This window comes from Actinomadura sp. WMMB 499, from assembly GCF_008824145.1.
In the GTDB taxonomy this organism is placed as follows: Bacteria; Actinomycetota; Actinomycetes; order Streptosporangiales; family Streptosporangiaceae; genus Spirillospora.
In genome coordinates, this window is record NZ_CP044407.1 from 1,274,021 (window position 1) to 1,291,502 (window position 17,482).

The 17,482-nt window shown below is 73.1% G+C and carries 18 protein-coding genes; 2 read left to right on the plus strand and 16 right to left on the minus strand.

Annotation, left to right across the window (positions count from 1 at the left end):
• Window positions 1-43: 43 nt before the first annotated feature.
• The 13 genes from F7P10_RS05400 to F7P10_RS05460 form a co-directional block, all read right to left on the minus strand.
• Window positions 44-1,531: an FAD-binding protein gene (locus F7P10_RS05400; RefSeq protein WP_151008347.1), complete on the minus strand. Its 1,488-nt coding sequence runs from the start codon at window positions 1,529-1,531 to the stop codon at window positions 44-46.
• 47 nt (window positions 1,532-1,578) lie between these two features.
• Window positions 1,579-2,316: an SDR family oxidoreductase gene (locus F7P10_RS05405; protein WP_151008348.1), complete on the minus strand. Its 738-nt coding sequence runs from the start codon at window positions 2,314-2,316 to the stop codon at window positions 1,579-1,581.
• A 23-nt stretch (window positions 2,317-2,339) separates the two neighbouring features.
• Window positions 2,340-3,425: a diacylglycerol kinase gene (locus F7P10_RS05410; RefSeq protein ID WP_151008349.1), complete on the minus strand. Its 1,086-nt coding sequence runs from the start codon at window positions 3,423-3,425 to the stop codon at window positions 2,340-2,342.
• Window positions 3,426-3,493: 68 nt separating this feature from the next.
• Window positions 3,494-3,916, minus strand: coding sequence for a carboxymuconolactone decarboxylase family protein (locus F7P10_RS05415; protein WP_254716417.1), 423 nt, complete (start codon window positions 3,914-3,916; stop codon window positions 3,494-3,496).
• Window positions 3,913-4,785, minus strand: coding sequence for an NAD(P)-dependent oxidoreductase (locus tag F7P10_RS05420; RefSeq protein ID WP_151008350.1), 873 nt, complete (start codon window positions 4,783-4,785; stop codon window positions 3,913-3,915). The genes F7P10_RS05415 and F7P10_RS05420 overlap by 4 nt, the downstream gene beginning before the upstream one ends.
• Window positions 4,786-4,809: 24 nt before the next feature.
• Window positions 4,810-5,559, minus strand: a complete 750-nt coding sequence (locus tag F7P10_RS05425) for an SDR family oxidoreductase (protein ID WP_151008351.1) — start codon at window positions 5,557-5,559, stop codon at window positions 4,810-4,812.
• A complete protein-coding gene (locus F7P10_RS05430) occupies window positions 5,556-7,061 on the minus strand; it encodes an aldehyde dehydrogenase (protein WP_151008352.1) in 1,506 nt (501 codons plus the stop codon). The genes F7P10_RS05425 and F7P10_RS05430 overlap by 4 nt, the downstream gene beginning before the upstream one ends.
• Window positions 7,058-7,732, minus strand: coding sequence for a nuclear transport factor 2 family protein (locus F7P10_RS05435; protein ID WP_176611311.1), 675 nt, complete (start codon window positions 7,730-7,732; stop codon window positions 7,058-7,060). The genes F7P10_RS05430 and F7P10_RS05435 overlap by 4 nt, the downstream gene beginning before the upstream one ends.
• Before the next feature lie 9 nt (window positions 7,733-7,741).
• Entirely contained in the window at window positions 7,742-7,939 is a 198-nt protein-coding gene (locus F7P10_RS05440) for a ferredoxin (protein WP_151017847.1), read from the minus strand.
• 5 nt (window positions 7,940-7,944) lie between these two features.
• Window positions 7,945-9,330, minus strand: a complete 1,386-nt coding sequence (locus F7P10_RS05445) for a cytochrome P450 (protein WP_151008353.1) — start codon at window positions 9,328-9,330, stop codon at window positions 7,945-7,947.
• Window positions 9,327-10,109, minus strand: a complete 783-nt coding sequence (locus F7P10_RS05450; RefSeq protein WP_151008354.1) for an SDR family oxidoreductase — start codon at window positions 10,107-10,109, stop codon at window positions 9,327-9,329. Before F7P10_RS05450 ends, F7P10_RS05445 begins: the two co-directional genes overlap by 4 nt.
• Before the next feature lie 15 nt (window positions 10,110-10,124).
• Window positions 10,125-11,381: a cytochrome P450 gene (locus F7P10_RS05455; RefSeq protein ID WP_151008355.1), complete on the minus strand. Its 1,257-nt coding sequence runs from the start codon at window positions 11,379-11,381 to the stop codon at window positions 10,125-10,127.
• On the minus strand, window positions 11,378-11,977 hold the full coding sequence (locus F7P10_RS05460) for a TetR/AcrR family transcriptional regulator (RefSeq protein WP_218040386.1): 600 nt from the start codon (window positions 11,975-11,977) through the stop codon (window positions 11,378-11,380). The genes F7P10_RS05455 and F7P10_RS05460 overlap by 4 nt, the downstream gene beginning before the upstream one ends.
• Before the next feature lie 129 nt (window positions 11,978-12,106).
• On the opposite strand from F7P10_RS05460, the gene F7P10_RS05465 reads away from it, so the two are divergent.
• Both F7P10_RS05465 and F7P10_RS05470 read left to right on the plus strand, forming a co-directional pair.
• On the plus strand, window positions 12,107-12,958 hold the full coding sequence (locus F7P10_RS05465; protein WP_151008356.1) for an LLM class F420-dependent oxidoreductase: 852 nt from the start codon (window positions 12,107-12,109) through the stop codon (window positions 12,956-12,958).
• Window positions 12,959-12,980: 22 nt separating this feature from the next.
• Complete coding sequence (locus tag F7P10_RS05470) at window positions 12,981-14,246, plus strand: hypothetical protein (RefSeq protein WP_151008357.1); 1,266 nt, start codon at window positions 12,981-12,983, stop codon at window positions 14,244-14,246.
• 46 nt (window positions 14,247-14,292) lie between these two features.
• Here F7P10_RS05470 and F7P10_RS05475 read toward each other — a convergent pair whose 3' ends face one another.
• From F7P10_RS05475 to F7P10_RS05485, 3 genes are read right to left on the minus strand one after another with little or no spacing between them, the layout of a single operon-like run.
• Window positions 14,293-15,489, minus strand: a complete 1,197-nt coding sequence (locus tag F7P10_RS05475) for a ferritin-like domain-containing protein (protein WP_151008358.1) — start codon at window positions 15,487-15,489, stop codon at window positions 14,293-14,295.
• A complete protein-coding gene (locus tag F7P10_RS05480) occupies window positions 15,486-16,334 on the minus strand; it encodes a phosphate/phosphite/phosphonate ABC transporter substrate-binding protein (RefSeq protein WP_218040387.1) in 849 nt (282 codons plus the stop codon). The genes F7P10_RS05475 and F7P10_RS05480 overlap by 4 nt, the downstream gene beginning before the upstream one ends.
• Window positions 16,325-17,467 (minus strand): acyl-CoA dehydrogenase family protein, encoded by a 1,143-nt coding sequence (locus F7P10_RS05485; RefSeq protein WP_151008359.1) that lies wholly within the window; start codon window positions 17,465-17,467, stop codon window positions 16,325-16,327. Before F7P10_RS05485 ends, F7P10_RS05480 begins: the two co-directional genes overlap by 10 nt.
• Window positions 17,468-17,482 lie beyond the last annotated feature (15 nt).

Genomic DNA, 17,482 nt, shown 5'->3' on the forward strand with positions numbered 1-17,482 from the left:
ATTCAGGAATTCTCCCACCAGGGCCGGAGGTGCTCGGCGGGTCTCAGCGGGACGCGGCGCGGGTTCGGCGGGCGGCGGCGGCGCCGGCGCGGCGGCCGAAGAACGAGCCCTCGCCGAGCTGGGTGCCCGAGCAGTAGCCGGCGCCGTCCTGGGCGATGTTGGACGCGCAGGCTCCGGCCGCGTAGAGCCCGCCGATGACCGAACCGTCCGCCCGCCGGACCTCGCCGTCGGGGGTGGTGGCCATGCCGCCGAGGGTGAAGCCGGCGTAGAGGGCGGTGCCGAGGCTGAGGTCGTAGACGCCCCAGGGGCCCTCGGTCTGCGGTGCCAGCCAGTCGGGATGCTTGTGGAAGTCGGGGTCCTCGCCGCGTGCGGCGTGCTCGTTGTAGCGCGCCATCGTGCGGGCCAGCGAGCCGCGGGGCACGCCCAGCCCGCTCTCCATCTCCTCGATCGTCTCGTAGCCGTCCTTCAGCGGCACCAGCGGCATCCGCTGCTCCTCCATGTGGTCGCTGTCGGCGATCAGGTACGCCGCCGCGTCCGGCTGCCTCAGCACGAAGTACGACGTGCGCGCGTGGTAGCTGTCCTCGGCCACGAACCGCTCGCCGCGGTTGTTGACGATCAGCCCCTTCACCAGCGATGACGGCGGGTAGAACGGCGCGGTGAGGAAGGGCTCGTCCATGTGCTCGAGCGCGGCGCCGACCGACTGGCCCAGCCGGATGCCGAGACCGTCGTCGTAGGTGCAGCCCAGGGTGAACAGCTTCCCGCCGAGCGCCGGCGTGTAGGCCTCGACCATGTCGGGGTTCATCACGAAACCGCCCGCCGCGACCACGACCGCGGTGGAGGCGACGACGCCGGTCCGGTCGTAGTTCCGCCAGGCGACGCCGGCGACCGTACCGTCCTCGGCGGCCACGAGATTGGTCGCGCCGGTCTCGTACCGGACCTCGACTCCCGCCTCCTCGATCCGGTCCCGCAGCAGGTCCATCACGATCTTGGTGCCGTCGGTGTCGCCCGGAACCGGGACCTTGTGGCCCCTCGGCGCCGGAGGGATCTCGTCGCGGAACGGCGCCACCTTCTCGTTCCCGGTGAACATCAGCCCCTCGGTGCCGGGCTGGATCACCGCCTTCCCGGGGAAGTAGGACCGCTCGAACTCGAATCCCAGTGCCTCGAGCCAGTCGAAGTGGGCGACCGACCCCTCGCAGTAGGCCCGGATCTTCTCCTCGTCAGGGCTCTTGGTGCTCGCCATCAGGTAGCGCACCATCGCCTCGACCGTGTCCTCGTGACCGGTGGCCCGCTGCACCGCCGTGCCGCCGCCGAGGTAGAAGTGGCCGCCGGACATGCTCGACGTGCCCCCGTGCACGGCGGCGCGTTCCAGCAGCAGGACCCGGGCTCCCGAGCGCGCGGCCTCCAGCGCCGCGCAGCCGCCGGCGATCCCGAAGCCCACCACCACCACGTCGAAACGCTCGACGTCGGCGGCGAGATCCGCGGCCGGTACCACCTGGGGGACGGCCAGTCCCGGGGAGGATTGTGCGTTCATCGATGCTCGCCTCAATGCCGTTGGATGTCGTCTCGGATCGGTCGCTGTCAGCCCTTGTGCGGGATCTGGTTGACGGTGCCCCCGTCGATGACGAACTCGGTGCCGGTGGCGTAGGACGACTCGTCGGCGGCGAGGAACACCACGAACCCGGCGACGTCCTCGGGCCGGCCGGGGCGTCCGAGCGGGATCGGGATCATGTCGTCGGGGATGCCCTCGGTGATCGGCGTCCGGATCAGGCCCGGGTGCAGGGAGTTGACGCGGATACCGTGGGGGGCCAGCTCGATGGCCACCGACTTGGTCAGGCCGCGCAGGCCCCATTTCGAGGCGACGTAGCCGTGCGCCCAGGAGGTGCCGCGGAGCCCCTCGATGGAGGAGTTGTTGATGATCGACCCGCCCCCGGCCGCGATCAGCGCGTCCGTGGCGGCGCGGATGCCGAGGAACGGGCCGGTGAGGTTGATGTCGATGATCTCCTGCCACTTCTCCGGCTTGAACCGGTTGATGGCGGCGCCGTTGGCGATCCCCGCGTTGTTGAAGAGCACGTTCAGCTCGCCGAACTCGGCGACGGTGGTCTCCACGGCGGACGCCCAGTCCTCGGCGCTCCGCACGTCGAGGTGGACGTAGCGGCCCGCGTCGCCCAGTTCGTCCGCGACCTTCGCGCCGACGTCGTCCTGGACGTCGCCGATCACGACCTTGGCGCCCTCGGCGGCCAGCGCCCGGGCACTGGCGGCCCCGATGCCGCCCGCGCCACCGCTGATCAGGGCGACCTTTCCGTCCACACGTCCCATCGTCGGTTCCTCTCGGTCGGGGGTCAGCGGGGCAGCGTCGTGGCGAAGACGCCATGAGCGGTGTTGAAGGGCAGGTCGAGCGGTGTCCGCAGTCCCGGCGGCGCCGCGACGACGTCGGGGATCGAGTTGACGATGCGCCCGGCGCCCGCGGCGATCGCGGCGTAGTTGTGGTCGCCGCGGTCGCTGGTCGGGCAGACGTCGACGCGGTAGGACGGTTCGCCGACGATCTCGACGCGGTAGGAGCCGCCGTCCTGCGCCGGCTGCGGCCAGTCGGGGCGCAGGTCGCCGCGCAGCCGGGTCGTGTGGTCGATGACCAGCACCTCCTTGCCGCCGACGAGGCCGCGGACCTCGAACCGCATCGCCGCCACGCCGCCCGCGGGGATCCGCCCGGCGGCCACGTCGAACGCCTCGGGCGCCGGCTCCAGCTCGAACCACTCGGTGATCTCGTCCAGCTCGAACCCGAACCCCCGGGCCAGCATCCGGAGGCTGACGCCCCAGGACGCCGCCAGCATCCCCGGCTCGAACATCTTCGGCACGTCGCCGGGAGGACGGCCGAAGCCCATGAAGTCGAAGATGACCGGGCCGCCGTCATAGGTCGCGTAGTCGGCGATCTCCGAGCAGCGCACCTGCTCCACCCGCTGGCACGTGCCCGCGATCGCGAAGGGCAGCAGGTCGTTGACCCACCCGGGGTCCACGCCGGTGACGAAGATGCTCGTGCCGCCCGCCCGGCAGGCGTCCTCGACGGGGGCGATCATCCGGGACGGCAGGACGCCCCACGGGTAGATCAGCGGCACCGGCGAGGAGGCGACGACGTCGCTTCCCGAGGCGAGGATCTTCCGGATGTCCGCCAGGGCGCCGGACAGCCGGGTCTCGCCGAGCGCGCAGTAGACCGTGCAGTCCGGACGGCCCGCTAGCGCCGCGTCCAGGTCGTCGGTGGCGGCCACTCCCGTGACCACGTCGAGGCCGGCGAGTTCGCCCGCGTCCCGCCCGACCTTCTCGGGGCCGGACACGACCAGCCCGGCCAGCTCGAAACGGGGATCCTCGATCAGCTGGGACAGGGCGATGCGGCCGACGTTGCCGGTCGCCACGTGAAGGACGCGGATGGCCATGGTGCTCCTGGGGGTGGGGGACGGTACCGGTCGTCCGGCGGGGCCGCTGCCGCCCCGCGATCATCGGGTCACTCCCGCTGCTCGGCGGCCGCCCGCTTGGCGGCCGCTCGTGCCGCCTTGCCGATCGTCTGCTCGACGACCGAGTCCAGCCGCGCGCCCTGCGCCCAGCCCGCGTAGTGGCACATGAACACCACGATCTCGCGCAGCGCCTCGTCGTCGAACTCGCCGTTGGCGTAGGCGGCGGGCACCTGGATGCCGAGCACGTCCGCCGCCCCCTGCCCGGTGAGCAGGCCGATGAGCAGCAGGCGCCGGTCCCGGTCGGTGAGGCCCGGCCGCTGCCAGATCTCGCCGAACAGATGGTCGACGGTGTAGTGGAAGAAGTCGCCGGTCCCGTCGGCCATCTCGAAGCCGTAGATCTGCTCCATCTTGCGCAGGCCCCTGGCCCGCACCTCGGGGAGACCGTCGAACTTCCCGTTCGTCTCGTCGCTCACGGCCGCTCCTCGGGGAATCCCAGTCCGGGCGCGAACCTCTCCCGCGCGATCCTGGCCAGCGGGACGTCGACGTCCAGCTCGTCGGCCAGCGCGATGGCGAAGTCGAGATCCTTTTCCGCGAGCACCTTCACCTGGCCGAGCGTGGTGAACCAGAACGATCCCGGCTCCAGCTCGGCGGTCGTGTCGCGGTACATGATCGCTCCAGGGCCGCCGGTGACCGCGTCGGTGTGCCGGACGACCTCGCCCAGGGCGTCGACGTCGAGACCGGCGGCCTTGGCCAGCCGCTGCGCCTCGGTCGCCGCGGTGAACGCGGTGTAGTGCATCAGGTTGCGGGCGAGCTTGAACCGGGTGCCCGCGCCGATGGGCCCGGCGTGGACGACCTTCGTCGCCAGGACGTCCAGGACCGGGCGGACCGCGGCGAAGTCCTCCGCGGACCCGCCGACCATGACGGCCAGCCGGCCGCCGCCCGCGCCCATCGCGCCCCCCGAGACGGGCGCGTCGACGAGCCGGACGCCGTGCCGCGCGGCGAGCGCCCGCAGTTCGGCGGGCGTCTCGGGCGCCACCGTCGAGTGGACGGCCACGGTGAGCCCGGCGCCGACGCCGTCGGCGGCCAAGACCTCGTCGAGCACCGAGCGCACCTGCGCGTCGTTGTTGACCATCACGCACAGCACGTCGCTGCGGGCGGCGAGGGCGCCCACGCCGGCCGCCGCCTCCGCACCGGCCTTGACCAGCTCCTCGACCGGTGCCGCGGCGATGTCGAACACGCCGACGCGCAGTCCCGCTTCGGCCTGCCGCCCGGCCAGCCTGGTCGCCATGGGTTTGCCGATGTCGCCGAGCCCCACGAACCCGACGCGGACGATCTCACTCATGCCGGTTCCCCATCTCGTTCCCGCCTACAGCCGGAAGGTCTGGCCGCCGTCGACGGCGATGATCTGGCCGGTCACCCACGAGGCGTCGTCGGAGAGCAGGAACCTCACCGCGCCGAGCATGTCCTCGGGGCGGCCGAGCCGCTTGAGGGCCATGGCGCCGACGAGTTCCTTGGCCGCGTCGCCCGCCTGGGCCCGGGTGGCCTCGGTGTCGGTGGGGCCGGGCGCGATCGCGTTCACCCTGATGTTCATCCCGCCGAGCTCGTGCGCGAGCTGCTGGGTCAGCCCGTTCACGCCGACCTTCGCCAGCCCGTAGAAGCCGGAGTAGAGGTAGGCCGCGGTGCTGGACTGGTTCACGATCGAGCCGCCGCCGCGCCTGCGTAGCTCGCGGTACACCGCGCGGGTCATGACGAGCGCGCCGTTCAGGTTCACGTCGAGGAACTTGCGGTAGTAGTCCCAGTCGACCTTGATGAGCAGGTCGAACTTCATGTCGCCGTAGATGGCGGCGTTGTTGACCAGGGCGTCGATGCCGCCGTACTCGGCGACGGCCGCGTCCGCGACGGCCTGCGCCGACTCCGGCGACGACACGTCGCAGCGGGCGAAGATCGCCCGCCCCCCGTCCGTCCCGATCTCCTTGGCGACCCGGGCGCCGGCCTCCTCGTTGATGTCGGCCACCACCACCGACGCTCCCCCGGCGGCCAACCCCCTGGCGTAGACCTCGCCGATGCCCTGGGCCGCGCCCGTGACGATGACGACCTTGTCCTGGAATCTGCTCATCGCTGGTCTCCCTCACGCCGGGCCGGCTCGGCCACGGTCTTGAGCTCGAGGTACTCCTCGAACCCGGCCACGCCCATCTCGCGGCCGATTCCGGACTGCTTGTAGCCGCCGAACGGCGCGTCCGCGCCGAACCACAGTCCGCCGTTGACGCCGATCGTCCCGGTGCGGACGCGGGCGGCGACCGCCCTGGCGCGCGCCAGATCACCGGAGTCGACCGAGCCGGACAGGCCGTAGGGCGACTCGTTGGCGATCCGCACGGCGTCGTCGTCGCCGTCGTGCGGGATGACGGTCAGCACCGGGCCGAAGATCTCCTCCTGGGCGACCCGGGCGGTGTTGGCGAGCCCGGCGACCACGGTCGGCTCGATCCAGAACCCGCCGGCGAGTTCGCCCTCCTGCTCGGCGACGCCGCCGCCGATGGCGAACCGGCCGCCCTCCTCGACCGCCAGATCGAGGTAGCGCTTCACCCGGTCCCGCTGCGCCGCCGAGATCACCGGGCCGCAGATGGTGCCGGGGTCGAGCGGGTCCTTCGCGCCGAGCGAGCCCATCGTGGCCGCGGCGATCTCCACCGCCTCGTCGTGGCGCTCCCGCGGCACCAGCAGCCGGGTGGTGATGGCGCAGCCCTGGCCGGCGTGCACGGACGCGGCGAAGGCGGTGGAGCCGACGGCGGACGCCAGATCGGCGTCGTCGAGCACGATCGCCGCGGACTTCCCGCCGAGTTCGAGGAAGACCCGCTTCAGGGTGGGCGCCGCGGCCGCGGCGACCGCCCGCCCGGTGCCGGTAGAACCGGTGAAGGACACCAGGTCCACCCGCGGGTCGGTGGTCAGCAGTGCCGCCACGCCGTTGTCGCGGGGCGTCACGACGTTGAACACGCCGGCCGGGGCGTCGGTGTGCTCGGCGAACAGCCGGCCCAGCTCGCTCGCCAGCCACGGGGTGTCGGGCGATGGTTTGAGCACCACGGTGTTCCCGGCGGCCAGCGCCGGTCCGATCTTGGCCAGGCTGATCTGGTTGGGGAAGTTCCACGGCGTGATCGCGGCGACCACGCCCACCGGCTCACGGTGGACGACGCGGCGGGACCGGATGCCCATCGTGGTGCCGACGCCGAGGTCGGTCTCCCACGCGTAGCCCTCGGCGAGGTCGATCGTCCACTTCAGGCTCTCCACCGGGGTGTCGAACTGCGGCCCGGTGACGAAGAACGCCGGCGCGCCGGCCTCGGCGGTGGTGAGCTCCCGGAACCCGTCGGCGTTGTCGAGCAGCGCCCGGTGGAACTGGCGCAGCACCCGGATCCGCAGCGCGCGGTCGGTCGACCAGCCGGTCTCGTCGAACGCCCGGCGGGCGGCGGCGACGGCCGCGTCGACGTCCGCGGCGGTGCCGTCCGGCGCGCGGCCGATCTCCTGCCCGGTGGCCGGGTTGAGGATCGGGTACGACGCGCCGTCGCTCGCCCCGCCGAGCTTGCCGTCGATGTACTGCCGGGCCGGCGGGTTGCCCGGGAACCGGCCGGTCACGACGCTCCCTTCGGAGCGTCGCCCGGTCCCTGCCCCGGGGCCTGCGTGATGTAGTCGCCGCGTTCGACCGGCGGCGGCCACACCGGCGAGGGCAGGTCCTTGTGGTGGTAGTGGCCCGGGACGCCGTGGCCGGCGACCTTCATGCGCTTGAGCAGGGGCTCGGGCGCCTTGCCGGAGTTGATGATCTCCATGAAGGTGTGGGCGGTCGAGGGCATGTCGAACCAGTCCCGCTGCCAGGCGATCTTGATCTTGCCCTCGTCCGCGCCCGAGGTCTGCCGCTCGACGCCGAACCAGGAGCCGCCGATGCCGAGGATCTCGTACTCCCGGCCGGTCTCGTCGTCGGTGATGCCCGACCGCTGCTTCCAGAAGCCGACGATCATCGACTTCCGCTCGTCGATCATGGTGACCTGGTAGTCGTAGTGCCAGCCGTCGAGGCCGTCCATCTCGATGCCGATCGCCCAGTCGCGGATCTGGTCGCGGCCGACGGCCATGAAGTGCTCGTCGGGGTGGTACATCCAGCCGTAGGACGCGTCCTCGGCGTACCACTCGGCCAGGATCCGCCAGTCGCCGGTCCGCTCGGCCTCCCGGTTGCCGTCGAGCCAGGAGTCCCAGAACTCCTCGATCTCGGCGCGGGTCAGCCCGCCGTGCTCCTGCGCTGCGTGTTCACTCACTGCGTCTCCTCAGTCCTCTTCGATCGAGAGCGCGAAGGCCGGGCAGTACTTCACGGCCATGGCCACGTCCCTGCGGCGCGACTCGTCCGGATGCTCGTCCAGGACCACGACCACGTCCGCGTCCTCGTCGAACCCGAACACGTCGGGCGCGTCCCCCTGGCAGAGCCGGTGCCCCTGGCAGACACCCGTGTCGGCGACGACCCGCATCGAGGTCACCGCCCCGCCCGCCGCCGGTACTTCACCCGGCAGGGCTGCTGGAGCTGGATCACCATCTTCGTGAAGTCGTCCTGGTAGGAGTCGATGGGCTGGGCGGGCTCGAACGTGAAGTCGCGCAGGATGACGGAGAAGATCGCCTTCATCTGCATCATCGCGAACGCGTTGCCGACGCAGCGGTGCTTGCCGGCGCCGAACGGGATCCAGGTCCAGCGGTTCTGCAGGTCCTCCTGCCGGGGGTCGATATAGCGGCCCGGGTCGAACCTCTCCCCGTCGGGGAAGTCCTCCTCGAGCCGGTTGGAGACCCGCGGCGACGCGGCCAGCACCGTCCCGGCGGGGATGGTGGTGCCGAGCAGCTCGAAGTCCTCACGGACCAGGCGCATCAGGATGATCAGCGGCGGGTGCAGGCGCAGGGTCTCCTTCAGCGCCGACTCGAGCAGCGGGATCGAGCGCAGCGCCTGGAACGAGACCTCGGAGCCGTCGGCGTAGAGCGCGTCCAGTTCGGCGACGACGTCGGCCATGACGTCCGGGCGGCGCAGCAGCTCGATCATGGCCCACGAGGCGGTGCCGCTGCTGGTGTGGTGGCCGGCGAACATCATCGAGATGAAGATGCCGGTGATGTGGTCGGCGCTCATGTCCAGGGAGATGAGGACGTCGAGCAGGTCGCGCTCCTCGCGGGGGACCTTGCCCCGCTCCTTGCGGCGGTCGATGATGCCCTGCACCAGGGCGACCAGCTTCTCCCGGGCGGCGTCGCGCAGCCGGAAGGAATCGATGTCGGCGTACGCGTCGACGTAGGCGATCGCGTCGGTGCCCCGCTCCAGCTCGTGGTAGTGGTGCGCGAAGGACGCGTCGAGCTCCTTGCGGAACGGCGTGCCGATCAGGCATGCCGACGTGGTGTAGATGGTCAGCTCGGCGAAGAAGTCGAGGAGGTCGATCTCCCCTTCGTCGCCCCAGTCCGCGACCATCCCGCGGATCTCCGCCTCGATGGTCCGGGCGTGCCCGCGCATCATGTCGCCGCGCAGCGCCTGGTTCTTCAGCATCTGCTGGCGCTCCTCCGGGGAGGCGTCGAAGACGACGCCCTTGCCGAAGATCGGCGTCATGAAGGGGTACGCGGCGGCCTGGTCGAGCAGATCGTCGGGCGCCCGGAAGAACACCTCGTTCGCCTCGGCGCCGCTGACCAGCACGACGTCCTTGTCGGCGAGCCGGAACCGGCCGACGTCGCCGCATTCCGCGCGGACGCGGTGGAACAGGCCGATCGGGTCGACCCGCATCTCCGGCAGATGCCCGGTGCCGCGGATGATCTCCGGGACCTCGGGGCTCCGGTCGTCCAGGACCGTGCTCACCTCGGGGATCGCGGCGAGCCGGTCCAGCCCGGAAGCGGTCATGGCTTCTCCTCCACTGGGGCTTCGGGATTGACGTCGAGCAGGCTCAGGTGCACGCCGCGCGGCGCGCCGACCACCGCGGCGATCGCGTCGGCCTGCGCCCTCGCCTTCAGGAAGTGGGGATGCCGGGCCAGCCCGAACCGGACCCACTGGTTGAGCACGAACGCGGCCTCGTCGTCCTCCCAGTCGGTGCCCATGCCGCTCCACGTCGGCCCCGGGCGCACGATCGAGGCCCGGACACCGGTGCCTTCGAGCTCCATCTGCAGCGCGCTGACCATCCCCTCCAGCCCCCACTTGCCGGCGGAGTACGCCGCCATGAACGGGCGCGGACGCACCGCGACGTCGGAGGAGACGAAGACGATGTCGCCTCTGCGGCGCTCGACCATGGCGGGCACGAACGTCCGCGCGATCCGGTGGGCGCCGACGAGGTTGAGGTCGATCTCCCGCGCGAAGCGCTCGGAGGTGACCTCGATGGTCGCCCCGGGCGCCACCAGGCCGGCGCTGCCGACCACGACCTCGATCTCGCCGATGTCGGCGGTGGCCTTCGCGGCGAACTCGGCCACCGAGTCGTCCGCGGTGACGTCGAGCGCGTGCGCGACCGCCTCGCCGCCGTCGGCGCGGATGGCCGCGGCCAGTTCCTCGAGGGCGCCGACGCGGCGTGCCCCGAGCGCGACCGGGTGCCCCGCCGCGGCGAGGACCTTGGCCGTCTCGGCGCCGATGCCGGAGGACGCGCCGGCGATCACCGCGGGGCGGCGGTCGGGGTGCTGGTACTTCTTGGACACGTTGAGCCCTTCCGCTCAGCCTTTCCGCAGGGTGAAGCCGGTCGGCAGGCGGGCGAAGCCCCGGACGCTGGTGGAGTGCACGCGGACGGCGCGGTCGGCGTGCACGTGGAAGTCCGCCACCCGGCGGACCAGCTCGTTGAGGACGACGCGGGCTTCCAGCCGGGCCAGGTTGGCGCCCAGGCAGAAGTGCTTGCCGGAACCGAAGCTGACGATCCGGCCGAGTTCGTCCTTCGGCCGGTGGACGTCGTAGACGGTCGGCTCGGTGAAGACCCGCTCGTCGCGGTTGGCCGAGCCGAGCAGGACGAGCGCCTTGGCGCCCGCGGGGATGGTCACGCCGTGCATCTCCACGTCGTCGACGACGTAGCGCGCGAGCATCTGGCTGGAGGTGTCGTGGCGCAGCGTCTCCTCGATCCAGGACGTCACCCGCGGTTCGGGGTCGTCCGGGGCGGCGAGCACCGCGGACTTCTGCGCGGGGTGCGCGGAGAGGTGGTAGAGGGCGTTGCCGAGCAGCTTGGTGGTGGTCTCGTTGCCGGCGACCACCATGAGGAACAGGAACGCGATGATCTCGCCGTCGGTGAGCCGGTCGCCGTCGATCTCGGCGACGGTGAGCGCGGCGGTGAGATCCTCCGCGGGCGCGGCCGCGGCCCGGCGCTCGGCGACCATCCCGCCGTAGTAGGAGATCAGCTCCCCGGCCGCCGCCATGCCGGCCGGGGGGACGTCGCGGACGCCGTCCTCGCGGTGCACGACGAGGTCGGCGAGGCGACGGACCTCGTCCCGGTCGGCCTCCGGGACCCCCATCATCTCCGAGATCACGTCCATGGGGAGCTTGCCGGCGAAGTCGGTGATCCAGTCCGCCTCGCCGTGTTCGGCGACGGCGGCGAAGGTGCGCCGGAGGTAGTGCTCGGTGAGCCGCTGGATCTGCGGCTGCAGCTCCCTGACCCGCCGCGGCGTGAACGCGGCCGAGACGAGCCTGCGCAGCCGGGTCTGCCGCTGCCCGTCCAGGGCCAGGAAGCTCATCACCCGGTGCGCCTCGGGGTTCCAGGCGCTCGCGTCGAGGGAGACGCCCATCCGGTTGGAGAACGTCACGTCGTCGCGGAGCACGTCGAACACGTCGGCGTGCCGCGAGACCACCCACAGGTCGTCCCGCTCGGCGTGGAAGACCGGCGCCTCGTCGCGCAGCCGGCGGTAGACCGGATACGGGTCCTCGTGGAAGTCGTAGTCGTAGGGGTCGAAGGCCAGTGGCCCGGCCGCTGTGCCGCTCGGCGCGGTCATTCGTTGCCTCTCATGATCACTTCGACGGAGGTGACGAGCCGGTCGGTTATCTGGTCGTAGGTCAGCAGGCCCATGCCGGCCTGCAGCAGCGCGCCGGTGAAGGTGAGCACCAGCACCTCCAGCACGGCGGGGTCGGGCGGCCCGCCGGACGCGCGCGGCCCCGCGAGCGCGGCCTCGAACCGCGCGTAGAACTCGCCGCCGATCCGCAGCCGCAGCCGCGCGACGTCCGGATCGCCGCCGAGCAGCGCCGGCGTCACCGCGGCCGCCAGTTCCGGTTCGGCGACGATCCGGGCCGTCAGCGTCCGGACCGCCGCCTGCAGGCGCTCGGTCGCCCGGTCCCCGGTCGCCGCGTCGGCGCCGTCCTCGCTGAGATGCCGCCAGAACAGTTCCGCGAAGAGATGGTTCTTGGACGAGAGGTAGGTGTACGCGGTCGCCGGGGAGACGCCCGCGCGCTGCGCCACCGTCCGCACCGTCAGCGCCTCGTGCCCGACGGCGCGCAGCTCCTCGAGCCCGGCGGCCATCAGTTTTCGCACCGTCTCGGCCTGCCGGGCGTTGAGCCCCTGGCGCGGCGCGGCGCTGGTCACCTGACTGGACATGTGTCCACCATAAGTCGCCGCGCAGGTCGTCGCAAGGGTCGCGGGCGGGTCGGATCGAGCGGCCCGGCGCCCGAGACAGCTGTCCAGTCACCATTCCAAAACATGTAGAACACGTTCTAGCATGGCGCCATGCGCAACGGAATAGTGCTCTTCACCTCGGACCGCGGCATCACCCCGGCGGCTCTCGCCAGGGCCGCGGAGGAACGCGGCTTCGACACCTTCTACGTGCCCGAGCACACGCACATCCCGGTGCGCCGCGACGCGCTGCACCCCACCGGCGGCCAGGACCTGCCCGACGACCGCTACACGCGCACCCTCGACCCGTGGGTGTCGCTGGCGACCGCCGCCGCGGTCACCGAGCGGATCGGCCTGTCGACCGCGGTCTCGCTGCCGGTGGAGTCCGACCCGATCACCCTCGCCAAGACGCTCGCGACCCTCGACCACCTGTCCGGCGGCCGGGTCACGATCGGCGCCGGGTTCGGCTGGAACACCGACGAGCTGGCCGACCACGGGGTCCCCGCGGGAAGGCGGCGCACCGTTCTCAAGGAGTACCTCGAGGCCATGCGCGCGCTGTGGGCCGAGGACGAGGCTTCCTACGACGGCGAGTTCGTCTCGTTCGGGCCGAGCTGGGCCTACCCCAAGCCCCCGCGGGGCCGGATCCCCGTGATCATCGGTGCGGGCGGCGGACCCAAGACCATGAAGTGGATCGCCCGCCACGCCGACGGCTGGATGACCACCCCGATCGAGACCGGGATCGCCGGCAAGGCCGACCTGCTCCGCGAGGAGTGGGCCGGGGCGGGCCGCGCGGGCGAACCCGACGTGCGGATCCTGGTCACCAAGAAGCCCGCCCCCGAGGACATCGCCGGATGGACCGCCGCCGGGGCGTCCGAGCTGATCTGGGGCGTGCCCGACGCCGACGAGGCCACGGTGATCAAGTACCTGGACAAGACGGCCGCGCGCCTGGGCCTGGCCCAGAGCTGACGACGATCGAGGAGACGGGCAGATGAACCGAACGACACCTTCGAGCCGTTACGCCGGCCTCTCCCGCCGGGAGCTCGCGGCCGTCGTCCCCGAACTGCTCCTGATCGGGCAGCTCATCGACCGCTCCGGCATGGCGTGGTGCATATCCGCCTTCGGACGGGAGGAGATGGCGCGGATCGCGATCGAGGAATGGGCCGCCTCGAGCCCCATCTACACCCGGCGGATGCAGCGGGCGCTCGGTTACGCCCCCGAGGTCCCCGGGAAGGGCGACGTCCCGACGATCTTCAAGGGGCTGCAGCTCGACATCGGCGCGCCGCCGCAGTTCATGGACTTCCGCTACACCGTCCACGACCGCTGGCACGGCGAGTTCCACCTCGACCACTGCGGCGCCCTCATGGACGTCGAGCCGATGGGCGACGACTACGTCCGCTCCATGTGCCACGACATCGAGGACCCCACCTTCGACGCGACCGCGGTCGCGACCAACCCGAAGGCGCAGGTGCGGCCGATCCACCGGCCGCCGCGCCGGCCGTCCGACCGGCACCCCCACTGCGCCTGGACCGTCACGATCGACGAGTCCCACCCGGACGTCCAGGGCATCCCGCTGCTCGCCGACAACGAGCGCTCCCGCGCCGCGAACCTCGAACTGGCCCCGATCGACCCGGCCGACGACGGCCGCGCCGACTACTCCGGCCCGCTGCTGTCCGACCTCGACTTCGCCGCCTTCTCCCGCTCGGCGCTGGTGCGGATCGCCGACGAGGTGTGCCTGCAGATGCACCTGCTCGACCGGGCCTTCGCGCTCGCCGTGGCCGAGCGCGCCGCCGACGCCGGCGAACTCCTCCGGATCCGCCGCAAGCAACTGGTGGGCATCGCGGGCATCGCCGCGGAACGGCTGGCCCGCGCGCTGGACCTCCCGGCCGACGCGAACGGAGCGGCCCGCCTCCTCGCGGTGCACCCGGTCTTCAACCCCGCGGCCTACGTGGACGCCGACATCACGACCGCTCCCGAGGGCGCGGGCATCGCGCTGCGCCCGTCCCCCGCCCACGATGACGGCGCCTGGATCTCCCTGTGCGGCCCCGGCTGGACGACCGCGCTCCGGGCCGTCGTCCGCACCGTGGACCCCCGCCTGGACGTCGAGGTCACCGGCACCGACGAGGAGTGGCGGCTCGCCGTCGTGCACCGCGAGCAGCCGGTCCCCGAGCCCGACGAGGTCGCCGTCGTGCGCTTCAGCAGCGGCACCGGTTTCACCTTCGAGCCCCGCCGCCCACTGCCGATCACCCCGGTCTGACGTCCCGGCGCGCGGTCCGGACGGCCCGCCGTCCGGGCCGCTCCGGTCACATGAAGTTGCGGGTGTGCAGGGCGGACAGCTCCGCCGCCTCGTCCGATGGGAACCCGAGCCGCTCCAGCCGGTGCCGCCGTCCCTCGTCCATCTCCGCGCGGAGCCGGCGCACCGCGCGGTGGCCGGACGCGATCGCCGCCGGCGTCCACTCCCCCGCCGCGAGGACGACGAGCGAGTCGAGCACGTCCGCGTTCAGGCCCGCGGTGTCGAGCAGCGCGCCGTGCCGCCGCTCGACCGCGCCGCGCAGCCCGCCCCGCAGCGCCGGGTCGAGCCGCGCGCGGTGCTCCAGGTGGGCGACGCCGAACGCCACGTGCCGCGCCTCGTCCCGCCGGGCCAGCCGGACGGCCGCGCGCGTGACGGGGTCGGGCGCGTGCCGGTCGAGGAACGACAGCAGGTTCAGGAACGCGCCCTCGCCGAGGACCGACAGCAGGAACGAGGCGAGCGAGAAGTCCGGCTCCGCGAGCAGCGTGGCCAGCGAGGCCCGGCCGCCCGCCGACGACGTCCCGGGCTCGCCGCCGCGCAGCCCGGCGCGCCGCGCGAACACCTCCACGTGCCGCGCCTCGTCGGCGGCCTGGACGGCCAGCAACTGCAGCACCTCCCGGAAGTGCGGGTGCACGCGGGCGAGCAGCCGCGCCGGGACGACCAGCGCGGCCTGCTCGTTCTCGACCAGGTACGTCATCACCTGCACGACGGCCGCCTCGACCTCGTCCGGCACGTCGAACGCGGCGTCCCACGGGACGGCCGTCGCGGGATCCCACTGGGCGGACGCGGCGTGCGCGTAGAGGCGGGGCGCGGCATCGGCCCACACGACGTCGCGGTCCGCCAGATCGGAGGCGAGCGGCGGGCCGCCGGGCTCGACGAGCGCCCCGCGCGCAGCGAGCCCCCACCGGGGATCCGGCCGCCGGACGACCCCGCCGGGCGCGGCCCCGCCCGCCCGCACGGCCCCCGCCCACCGGTCGAGATCGGCCCGCCCCCGGACGATCCGGCCCCGCACGCGCGTCGCCGCCGGGTCGTCCGGCGGGACGAAGCGGTGGCCCTCGCTGCGGCACCAGGCGGTCAGGTGGACGGGCAGCGCCGGGTCGGTGCCGGTCACGGCCAGGTCCTCGCCCGGTTCGAGGCCGGCCAGGGCGCGGCGGACCAGGATGTGCGCGCCCCGCTCGAACCCCAGGTCCGCGAGGTCCAGGTGCCTCACGGCGCGTAGCCGCGCGCGGTCACCCGCCCGTCCCGGTCGTAGAAGCCGGTCTCGTCGACGGCCCGCTCCAGCGCCGCGTACCCGCTGTCGCGGCCGTCCTCCCAGGCTTTGAGGCCCTCGAGGTCCAGGAGCGGGCGGGCGGCCGGGTCGGCGAAGCTCATCGACAGCAGCAGCGCGGCGAACCGTCCGGCGGCCTCGTCCGGGACCGAGTCCGACACCGTGAGGTTGCAGTGGTCGTAGGGCGGGGTCTGCGCGAGCACGCGGGTGCCGCCGGCGGGCAGCACGCCCTCGCTCCCGAACAGGAGGTGGTTCGCGTCGACCATGCAGGCCGCCGCGACCTCGCCGGACGCCAGCGCCGCCGCGGCGTCCCGCTCCCCGCCGACGTGGTCGCCGTGCAGGCCGACGCCCACGTCGAACCGGCGGACGTCGACGTCCGTGCCGGGGGCCAGGCCGTGCGAGCGCAGGTACGACAGCGGCAGCAGGGTGGCCTGCGGGGAGTCGGCGGCGCCGACCGCGACCGTCGCACCCGCCAGGTCGGCGACGGACGTGTACGGCGATCCCTCGCGCACGACGATGACCGAGGTGAGGTCGCGGTCGGAGTCGCGCATCACGAGCGGGCGCACGCGGCGCCCCCGCGCCTCGGCCAGGCGGCGCGCCCGGATCCAGGCGAGCGGCGAGTTCCAGGCCGCGTGGATCCGGCCGAGGGTCAGGTCCTCGACCTGCCGCTCGTAGTTGGAGTACAGGACGAAGTCGAACGCGAACCCGCGCGCGGCGAGCCATGCGCGGAAGCCGGTCCAGATCGTCACGACCTTGGGGTCGTAGGCGACCGCCCCCATCAGCAGCATCGGTTCTCCTCTCCGAACAGCGGCAGGCCGAGGCCCGCCCGGGCGACGAAGTCGTGCAGCGCCTCGGTCGTCGGCGCCATGACGCGGGAGGCCAGCGCGTCCCGGAAGCGCCGCTCGACGCCGGTGCCGCGGACGAACGCCGACCCGCCGCACAGCCGCAGCACCCCGTCGGCGACCTCCGCGGCGGCCTCCCCCGCGACCGCCTTGACCTGCAGGACGCGCAGCGTCGCCTCCTCCCTGCCCGTGTCGAGGGCGGTGAGGGTGTCGCGCAGGAACGCGCGGGTCTCGGCCACCCGGACGAGGAGCCGGGCGTAGGCGGCGCGGGCCCCCGGGTCGTCGGCGGGTGTGCGGTCGAGGTGCTCGAACCGGGTCCGGGTCATGCGGTCGCCCGCGGCGTCCATGAGCGACTCCATGACGCCGAGCGAGAACGCGGCGCTCAGCACCAGGAACGCCGGGAGCCCGGCGGCGAGCGCGATGTCGAGCCCGGCGCCGTCCGCGCCGAGCATCGCCCCGGCCGGGACCCGGACGCCGTCGGCCGTCACCGGGCTCGACGCGTTGCCGCGCAGGCCGAGCCCGTCGAACGGCCCGTCCACGGTCAGGCCGGGCGCGCCGGACGGGACGTACCAGAGCGTCATCGGGCCGGGCGCGGCCAGCGGGCGGCTCGACCACACGTAGCCGTCGGCCTCGCCGGCGGAGGTGACGAAGCTCTTGCGGGCGTCCAGCCGGACCTCGGGACCGTCCGGCGTTGCGGTGCCGACCGGCGCCCAGAAGTGGCTGCGGGAGCCGGACTCGGAGAAGGCGAGGGTGAGGAGGTGCTCGCCGGCGGCGACGGCGCGGCGGACGTCGTCCGGCCCGTGCGCCTCGAGGACGGCCGCCGCCGCGTAGTGCATGAGGACGACCATCGCCGTGGACCCGCACGCCCCGGCGAGCCGCTCGACGACGCGGGCCGCGTCCGCGAGGCCCCCGGCGCCGGGGCCGCCCGGCGGGCCGAGGAGCCCCGCGCCCGCGAGCGCGGTGACGCCCTCGCGGGGGAAGGCCCCGGTCTCGTCCACCCGCGCGGCGTTCGGGGCGACGACGGCGTCGATCACCGCGGCGAGGTCGGCCGCCGGATCGGCGGCGCGAGATCCGGGCATGACGGTTGATGTCAC

What these genes read in the sequence shown, in the direction of transcription:
- F7P10_RS05420 (WP_151008350.1), bottom strand. Translation starts at nt 4,785, where the DNA reads ATGAGTGAGATCGTCCGCGTCGGGTTCGTGGGGCTCGGCGACATCGGC.
- F7P10_RS05480 (WP_218040387.1), bottom strand. Translation starts at nt 16,334, where the DNA reads ATGCTGCTGATGGGGGCGGTCGCCTACGACCCCAAGGTCGTGACGATC.
- F7P10_RS05485 (WP_151008359.1), bottom strand. Translation starts at nt 17,467, where the DNA reads ATGCCCGGATCTCGCGCCGCCGATCCGGCGGCCGACCTCGCCGCGGTG.
- F7P10_RS05470 (WP_151008357.1), top strand. Translation starts at nt 12,981, where the DNA reads ATGAACCGAACGACACCTTCGAGCCGTTACGCCGGCCTCTCCCGCCGG.
- F7P10_RS05445 (WP_151008353.1), bottom strand. Translation starts at nt 9,330, where the DNA reads ATGACCGCTTCCGGGCTGGACCGGCTCGCCGCGATCCCCGAGGTGAGC.
- F7P10_RS05465 (WP_151008356.1), top strand. Translation starts at nt 12,107, where the DNA reads ATGCGCAACGGAATAGTGCTCTTCACCTCGGACCGCGGCATCACCCCG.
- F7P10_RS05440 (WP_151017847.1), bottom strand. Translation starts at nt 7,939, where the DNA reads ATGCGGGTCGTCGCCGACACGGGTGTCTGCCAGGGGCACCGGCTCTGC.
- F7P10_RS05460 (WP_218040386.1), bottom strand. Translation starts at nt 11,977, where the DNA reads ATGTCCAGTCAGGTGACCAGCGCCGCGCCGCGCCAGGGGCTCAACGCC.
- F7P10_RS05425 (WP_151008351.1), bottom strand. Translation starts at nt 5,559, where the DNA reads ATGAGCAGATTCCAGGACAAGGTCGTCATCGTCACGGGCGCGGCCCAG.
- F7P10_RS05405 (WP_151008348.1), bottom strand. Translation starts at nt 2,316, where the DNA reads ATGGGACGTGTGGACGGAAAGGTCGCCCTGATCAGCGGTGGCGCGGGC.
- F7P10_RS05455 (WP_151008355.1), bottom strand. Translation starts at nt 11,381, where the DNA reads ATGACCGCGCCGAGCGGCACAGCGGCCGGGCCACTGGCCTTCGACCCC.
- F7P10_RS05400 (WP_151008347.1), bottom strand. Translation starts at nt 1,531, where the DNA reads ATGAACGCACAATCCTCCCCGGGACTGGCCGTCCCCCAGGTGGTACCG.
- F7P10_RS05410 (WP_151008349.1), bottom strand. Translation starts at nt 3,425, where the DNA reads ATGGCCATCCGCGTCCTTCACGTGGCGACCGGCAACGTCGGCCGCATC.